Here is an 8,308-nt window from a genome sequence, read left to right as displayed (position 1 = left end):
TTCTGCACCTGTCCCACTGAGTCATTCCCGAACAACGATAGGTAAACCGTGTAACTTGCAGAAGATGGACTCTTGGCGTACAAGGATTCGTTCAGCATAAGCGAGTAATTACTTCCTGCTGATGTTAACGTCCCTGCACGACTCTCAGAACTCACTTGCGGCAGCTGAAATAACTCTATGACGCTTTTGTTGAGATACGCCGTTTGAATGCTATCACCTGCATCAGGATCACTTATCAAGGCAAACAAAGAAACATTTTGGTCGTCGTAAACTGATAGGTTGCTTACCGTTATATTGCTTATTGAAGGGTACGCGCCTATCACGCTCGCTGCTGCACGAAACTCATCAACTAATATTGTACCCGTGGCATTTGCAACTGAATTGTCAACCACACCCAAACTTACATACCGAATCTGTTCATTGTTAAAGGAAATGCCGGTTTGATTGCAGAAGACCGTACTATTAAGCCAACATATTACCTGACCTGTACGGCTATAATAGAGCTCAAGTTGATGCCAAGAGTTTAGACTCAGATTCTGTTTTATCTGGTTTGCACATTCTCCAAAGGTTCCCTGACCTGAGCCTGAGAAATACCCACACCCTAAACTTTCATTCTCATCAAAATACGCAAAGGCCTGCAAGTACGGCAAGGGTGAGGATGCATCCGCTACACCCATGAAGATCCACGCATAGTTTGTTCCCGATGCAACGGAAACATTCTGTACGTTGATATAACTACGCAGGTAAATACTTGTTTTCCCAGGAGGAGTGTATTGATCGTAAACCTCCACTCTGACTTTCGAACTGTTTCCCGAATTTGATTTGCTCACATTGCCATATTTCTTATCCATATATGCTATACTTGTATCTTGAATAATAGTGAAACTCCCTGCGCCAGTCGAACAGATGGAACCGGACCATTCTGCGTTCTGAGGCAATTTGTCGCAGTAGTCTGTGGTCCCACTCGCTTCAAAATCATCATACGTATAACTCGTTCCGACATAACCCGAAAAACTTGCGACTTCTACTATCTCGACAAAATCATTATTTTCAATAAAAGAAAGGTTTGTGCTTTCCCATCGGGAACAGGTTAAATTGTTTGTGTGCCATTGTTCATTAGGACACTTGAGGATTTTTGTGACGTTTTTGTTATAGATGGGCAATCGCACGGTGGCATTGGTAAAGGTAAAGACTCCTCCAACGTAAACCATCGCAGTAGCGAAACGAGGATCATACCCGCTTTGCAACGTAGTTATACCCGCAGGATCATTGAGACCATGGAACTGGACAAGACTATCTTGACCGCTTTCCGCAGACACTGAGAAATTCATTTCGTAGGTCCCATCTAGATTCTGAACTAAACCTGACACGGTTATGTCAGTGCTGTAGGGATCACTCTCTAATCGGGCTTCGAGTACTGACACGAGCGATTGAACGTCATTATCCTGAACCACGTTGCCTGTTATAGTCAACGACTGAAAATAGTGGGGGTTCTCAAAGACGAGATAGAGAGAGAAAATGAAAATAAACAGTCCAATACCCTTCATACCTGTTATCCAGATTTCTCTTTTCATTGCCGCCTTTTTTTGTAATAGGATTTGATGACACCTTCTATTTAAACCTTTTTATTTGTCGTCGAATAATCTCCGAAACCAAGAAAAAACCGACAGATTTATATACTCATTCGTCTTAAGACAGTAGTAAATATCATAGAGGGGTGGAACGAATGAAAAAACTATGGCTATTAATGTTAGTTTTCTTAGTGAGTGTTGTTAATGTTTATGGTGTTGAAGTAGTGGGCTGTCGAACCATCTATGACAACAGCGTTCTTGTAGGAAATATTACTGCTGATCGGTCTCCATGTATTACCATAGGAGCAAATGATATTACCCTAGATTGTCAGGGATACACGATTAATGGGAACAGTAATGCCATTGGAATAACTGCTCAAAACAAACAGGGATTTACAATCAAAAACTGTAAAGTTAGTGGGTTTCCAGAAGCAAGCCTTGATTTTGATTATTCTAACAACAGTATGATTCTCAACAACACCTTTCAGAATTTTGGGGTTGGAATAGCTTCTTCAGGAAATCTTATTAAGGACAATAAGGTAAACGGTCAATCTTCTATCTGGGGACCTTCGAACACCTTTGAGGGGAATACGTTTACCCTGAACTCAAACAATCCAGCCTTAAACATTCATGCTGATTACAACATCATCAGAAACAATGTTTTTACTGGCGGTGGTGATGGCTTTGGGATTATGAATTCGTACAATGCAAACTACAACGAGTACGTCAACAATACCATTACGTATTTTGGTGAAGGAATGTCACTCGGAAGTTATGTTGCAGGTGCCAATTACAATACCGTAGCAAACAACAGTTTTGTTGACAATATTTATGGTATTGAGGTTATTGGTGGTGACTTAAACAGCATTACGGGCAATGACATCAGCTCACGAAACTGGACTGAAGCAGACACAACGTATGAAGGATGGGGTATTGACTTGGGTGGCTCACGAAATAATGTCTTATGGGGAAACACCATCCATAACCAGAACAATGGCCTTGATGTTAACTTAAACTTATACTGTTACCAGGGTATTCAGAATACTTGGGACTTCAACATTACGCCTAGCTGTGAGGGAGATTGTATCAAGCCAGACTGCAGTGAAGTGCTTGATAACCAAGGAGGATGGTTTAATGGCGGTGCTGCTTTACTGAATGGAATGGGATATGGGCCATTGGCAGAAGTTACTGGCATAGTTCCTCGTGATGATCCGATCATTACTGCTGGCTGGCAGAGCATTAATTACCCTGATGCTATCGACGGCAATACCTTGTATCACACCCAAAGCTCAGGCAGTGATTATGTCTATTGGGAAGTCCACAGTTTACTCAGCCGTTATGATGTCTATGCCTGGAAATTCGATCATCCCTGGAGCCCACAGATGAGTACAACTGCAAAGTACATGATCAAACATAAGTACGGTCTAACAACCAAATACGTTGACCAGAGCACGCCAGGAGATCAATGGATCTACTTAGGAAGATATACCTTTGATGACTCAGAATTACAAGGAGTAGCAATCTTCCCGAGTACTGGTGGTATCGTAGCAGCTGACGCAGTGAAGATCATCAGTGTGTCTTAGACATTCTTTTTTATTTATTTTATTTTTGATACACCTTTCGAGAGGTTGTCGAGGAAAAGGACCTTAGGAAATAGAAATCCTTACAGTTATTACCTATGTTTTTTCATGAAATCGAAATTCATTTGTAATAGTTAAAAATACCTTCATGAAAATCTTTGCTAAAATCACTGACTTTATGATTCTGACGGTTTTCCTTCTATCTTCATGGTCCCATAGATGAGCTGTGCTTTCTTGGGGATCTTGATGGTAATTCTTTGTACTTGCCCTGGCTCAGTAAACACGAGAGTTTTGTTGAATGACCCATCAGCAAAAACATTAATTACTTGTGTACCTTCAGGCAGGACCTTGACAGGCACATACTGGTGATGGGATAAATTACCATCAGATGCTTCTACCAGAATGGTGTAATCACCCGTATCATTGTTTGTTGGCAGCCATTGCCCGGTTTCATTGAACGGTGCACTGTAATACAAGGTTAGGGTATCATTATCAGGGTCTGAAGCGTTTGCCTGTAAGCTTGCTGTTTGACCTGCTATCGCAATAACCGGTTTCATGGGTTCGAGGTATGGCTGATGGTTGTTGCTACCCAACGTAGCCATGATACTGTACGGAGAGCCTGCACGCTTAACCACAATCTCTGCCCTGCCATCATCATCAATGTCAGCAATAGCAGGTGAACTCCCAATCAACCCACCAAAACTGTAATTAAAGAGCTGGGTGCCATCACCGTTAATAACGTGCAATAGTGACTTGTTGTTCTCGGGAATAAGGATTTCATTGTCACCATTGCCATCAATGTCGGCTATAACCGGAGGATAGCCAGGACTAACAAAGGTATTACTGTTCGTATACTCACAATCAATACGTTCACCAGCAACATCAATACAGGCAATACCGCCTTTATCAGTGTCATACGTGTACGTAAACGATAATGCTGCCTCAACTGACGCATCAGTATCAAGATTGGCAAGAGCTACGGTAAACGGAGAAAAGAAGGATAACAATAACCATTTCTCACGACGGCCTGTTGCTGCGTCAAAGACATAAAAGCTATTACTGCATGTCTTATAAGGACTGCAGGAAACTGAGGTGGTCATCAAAATCTCATACTGATTATCACGATCGTAATCATAAATCACCGGAGCACCACTAAACGAACCAAAGGAGGTTTCCTGCCATTTTAATGAAAGACGATTATTCACATAATCATACACCTGTAAGGCATAATACGTACCCACAATAACCTCTAGTTCTTCATCATTGTCAACATTGGCTACAGAAACACCACCCTTTGAACCACCGTTTCCTACGGTTATGTTCGTGACTAAACCATATTGATTGCCATTGTCATGCAACGCATACAATTGCCCTGACCAGACGTCCAGGCCTGGACCAACAAAGTCAGTAAACAATATCTCGGTGGTTCCATCAGCATCAAGATCGGCAGCTGCCATCCCTATCCCAATCATCCCACGATGCCAGTCATCAGTCCGAGGACTGTAATGCTCAGGAACTGTAAAACCTTGAGACCATTTCAGATATAAATCTAAGAATTCACCTCTTACCGTATAATCAATTAAATAAACCGTCCCATTAGCGAGTCCAACCACAATCTCCTTATTCGCATCACCATCAGTATTGGCAATAATCGGAGCGCCATTTGAAAAATCTCCAACGTGCAACGAACCACGTTGTCTGAGTTGTAAACCATGACCACGATCTTGCATCTCAAAAACATACAACCATGCATCAGGATCTTCCATGGTGCCACGAACACTCCACACCAACACCTCCTCATGGCCATTATTATCCAAATCTGCTACAACGTTTCGTGAAGCTAAATCAACATTTCTGCCAGTCTCAAATAACAAATCCAACTGCTCAACGTCCTTAGCATTACTCATATCTCCTTTCAGTAAGGTAAATCCTGTTCTTCTATTATCGTGCTGATAGGTGGGCCAGTCGGTGTTAAGCGTATCCAAATACTCTAAAGTACGCAAAGCTTTCTCAACTCGGATTAATGGGAAGTAAGCACCTGTATTCCCACTAGACATTTTAACATCTGAAATCCAAATAGGCTCACCAGATGCCTTTAACGCAATTTGAATTTGATCAGGAGTAAGTGTGTTATTGTAGGCTTGCTGTAGAAGTGCTGCTGCTCCAGCAACATGTGGTGTAGCCATTGATGTTCCTGAATGATTGTCAAATGAATGATTCAGAACAGCAGAATTAATTTTAGCACCAGGTGCCAGTAAATCAAGAGTAGAATACCGATTAGTTGGACAGTATAAATCTTTCTCAGAGGGGTTTACATCTTGACACCCAGAATCATTATAGTGAAATGTCCCTTCAAATGATTGATCATACACTGCACCTACAGAAACGGCACCTCGTGCACACGCAGGTTCCTGAATTCCATCTTTAAATCCGTCATTTCCTGAAGAAACAGAGACAAACAAACCACCATCATATGCGTCATTGATAGCTCTAACAGAAGGATAAGTTGGGATACAATCAGGATCGCTATAACTTTTGCTCCCACCAATACTCATAGTAATAACCGAAATGTTGTATGCCATTGCGTTCTCCAAACACCAATCGATGGAATTGGCTTCCGCAGTAGTACTACAAGATCCGTTAACATCTGCACATGCTTTCATAGCAATTAAATGACTTTTAGGGGCAACACCTTTTAGCTCTCCGTCAAGAGAAACAATACCAGCAACATGGGTCCCATGACCTTTAAAGTCCATTGGAATAGGGTCATTGTCATAATAATCGTACCCATAAAGCACCTTACAGTCAGGTCCCATTGATTCACAACCACCCATACTTGGATGTGTCCAGTCTATCCCCGTATCAACTACACAGACAGTAACCCCAGATCCAACATATTCCTGATTCCACATTAAAGGATCAACTTCAATAAGGGGCACGCTTTCAGTCAAATCGGGCCAATTTTCTCGATCTGCATCTATCTGAAGTACTCGTGAATCATTACGTAACTTTTCCAGTCCTGTAGATCTCAAATATCCACTAAAAGAAGGATATCCAAAAGACATCCGAATCAATTCAAAATCTGATTTATTGAGATTTTCTAGAACTTTCTTTTCAATACTTCGAAAGTATTGTGCATTTTTCTCCATTATTGGTCGCCTCTTAGAGATCGTTCGTGGAATATCACCATATGGTAACCTCTCCGGTGCATCCAATAGAACAGAAACCAAAACGGTTTCATGATCTAAGAGAACTTTCTCAACATTGGGATCAACAATAACTGAATGATTTTCTGCAAAAACCTCTTGCGGTAAGGAAATGAAGAGAATCAAAAATAAACTCCATCTGGGATCATATGGATTGAGTCGAGAGCTAAGCATTTTTAATCCTCTAGGTGGTCTATGAAATCCACTTTATCTCCATCAATTCTAAGAACATTGGGATTTGTAATAAGTTTCTCTAAACCCTTCTCAGTAACATACCCAGAGAATGAAGGAGAAGAACTCATCATGTTGATAAGCTTAATATCTCCTTCATCAAGTGTTGACAAGACTTCCTGTTCGAGACCTTGATAATAGTCCGCATTTTTTTCATATTCAGCATGACAACCACGGACAGTTCTATCACAGATCAAATTTCGATCTCCTTTCAACAAAACAGAAACAAGAACTTCATCATTAGACTCGAGGTCACTAACAACCTGAGGATCAACAAATAATCCTTCAATTTCTTCATCAAAATTGCTCATCGACTCATTATTTAGACACGTTTTTTCTTGACATAAACAATCAGATGAATCATATGCTCTACCTGGAATCACTTCATGCGTACAATCTATCCCTTCACAATTAGGTTTAAACTTTAGATTAATGCACTCTATAGAATGACAACAGGATGCAGGAACACAATCTTCATTTTTTTCACAATAATTATCCGATGGAATCTGGCTCAATGTATTATTGTCATCGTATGTTGACTTTTTTTCCTGACATCCAACGACCAAAAATAATGACAAAACAAGTACGCTCGTAAGTAAGATTTTTTTCTTCACCTCTCCTCACCTCTTCTTATTTCCACCTGAACAATATCATAGGCCTCAAATGGTATGTTACAAAACCGCCGATGATCACAAAAATTAAAGGTAATGGATGCAATCTGTAGAGAAACGTTCTCATTCAAGGTAAAGACAGAAGGCTTGCTGGCATTGCTGTATTTTGGATCGTACAATCTCTGGGTTGGCACGCCGTTAATGCGGAAGAAACAAGCCTTGGTGTTACGATCACAGTACAGCAAATCAATAACGTATTTTTCCTTATCAATGATATAGCCACGTTGAGTATCCAGGCGTGCACCAATCTTCATGCTCGTTTTATCGTAAGAATCAAACTTTTTGTACGTCAGATTCGTGAAGTTCTGGTACACTCTAAAATACTCCTGGATAGAGGGGGTATGAATGGTTTGGTTGTGAATGGTTGTTGCAAAAGGAAGTTGAGAAGGATCTGGAGAAAACGGCGTTAAAATTGACGGAGTATCCAGAGCTGTCGTGAAGACTATGCTTAGGAATAAGCTTGTTATAACCCATAATATCATGCGTTTTTTCATGGTAACAACCCCCCAAAACCAATTACAGTCAAGTCCTTAATAAAGCTTTTGGCCGCTTTTCTGAAAAACTTACGACAGTGCCGTAAAACTGCAAAGTACATGATCAAGCACAAGTATGGCTTGACAACCAAATACGTTGATCAGAGCACGCCAGGAGATCAATGGATCTACTTAGGAAGATATACCTTTGATGACTCAGAATTACAAGGAGTAGCAATCTTCCCGAGTACGGGTGGTATTGTTGCAGCTGATGCAGTGAAGATCATCAGCGTGTCTTAGGTTTGTTTTTTATTTATTTTTCTTTAATTTCTTCTTCGAAAATCCTTCTTACCCCAACTAAGTAACAAAAAATAGAAAGGTTTTTATAGATTCTTCACATTAATGTACTATTTGTGAAGCTGATACCATCCAATAAAAGCATAGCAGGTTCTTTTTCTCAGCGATGTGTATGCAATAAAAAAGGTATTGAGCTCTCGGTAAGTTATCTTGTGTTGCTGATTCTGATGATAGCCATTCTAGGATTTGCCTTTGTTGCTGTAAGTAAGATGCTTGGGA

Annotated in this window: 7 protein-coding genes; 3 read left to right on the top strand and 4 right to left on the bottom strand. The window is 40.7% G+C overall.

Going from position 1 to position 8,308, the window contains the following annotated elements; all coding sequences use genetic code 11:
- Window positions 1-1,574: hypothetical protein (locus tag HYW21_01750; protein ID MBI2548050.1), on the bottom strand; the 1,574-nt coding region annotated here is incomplete at its 3' end.
- Window positions 1,575-1,726: 152 nt separating this feature from the next.
- Here HYW21_01750 and HYW21_01745 point away from each other — a divergent pair.
- The gene (locus tag HYW21_01745) at window positions 1,727-3,154 is read left to right on the top strand and encodes a right-handed parallel beta-helix repeat-containing protein (protein ID MBI2548049.1); all 1,428 of its coding nucleotides are present in this window, start codon (window positions 1,727-1,729) and stop codon (window positions 3,152-3,154) included.
- A gap of 173 nt (window positions 3,155-3,327) precedes the next feature.
- On the opposite strand, the gene HYW21_01740 is transcribed toward HYW21_01745, so the two are convergent.
- The 3 genes from HYW21_01740 to HYW21_01730 are packed head-to-tail and all read right to left on the bottom strand — an operon-like array spanning window position 3,328 to window position 7,753.
- Window positions 3,328-6,483, bottom strand: a complete 3,156-nt coding sequence (locus HYW21_01740) for a S8 family serine peptidase (protein ID MBI2548048.1) — start codon at window positions 6,481-6,483, stop codon at window positions 3,328-3,330.
- Window positions 6,484-6,533: 50 nt separating this feature from the next.
- Window positions 6,534-7,202, bottom strand: a complete 669-nt coding sequence (locus HYW21_01735) for a hypothetical protein (GenBank protein MBI2548047.1) — start codon at window positions 7,200-7,202, stop codon at window positions 6,534-6,536.
- Window positions 7,199-7,753, bottom strand: a complete 555-nt coding sequence (locus tag HYW21_01730) for a hypothetical protein (GenBank protein ID MBI2548046.1) — start codon at window positions 7,751-7,753, stop codon at window positions 7,199-7,201. Before HYW21_01730 ends, HYW21_01735 begins: the two co-directional genes overlap by 4 nt.
- 99 nt (window positions 7,754-7,852) lie before the next feature.
- Between HYW21_01730 and HYW21_01725 the strand changes: the two genes are divergently transcribed.
- Both HYW21_01725 and HYW21_01720 read left to right on the top strand, forming a co-directional pair.
- Entirely contained in the window at window positions 7,853-8,032 is a 180-nt protein-coding gene (locus HYW21_01725; protein ID MBI2548045.1) for a hypothetical protein, read from the top strand.
- 113 nt (window positions 8,033-8,145) lie between these two features.
- Window positions 8,146-8,308 (top strand): hypothetical protein (locus tag HYW21_01720; protein ID MBI2548044.1); only part of this gene is annotated, 163 nt, incomplete at its 3' end.

The sequence above is a fragment of the Candidatus Woesearchaeota archaeon genome (assembly GCA_016187565.1).
GTDB lineage: Archaea > Nanobdellota > Nanobdellia > Woesearchaeales > JACPJR01 > JACPJR01.
The sequence above is the reverse complement of the archived record's forward strand: the minus strand, read 5'-3'. Positions and strand labels throughout refer to the sequence as shown.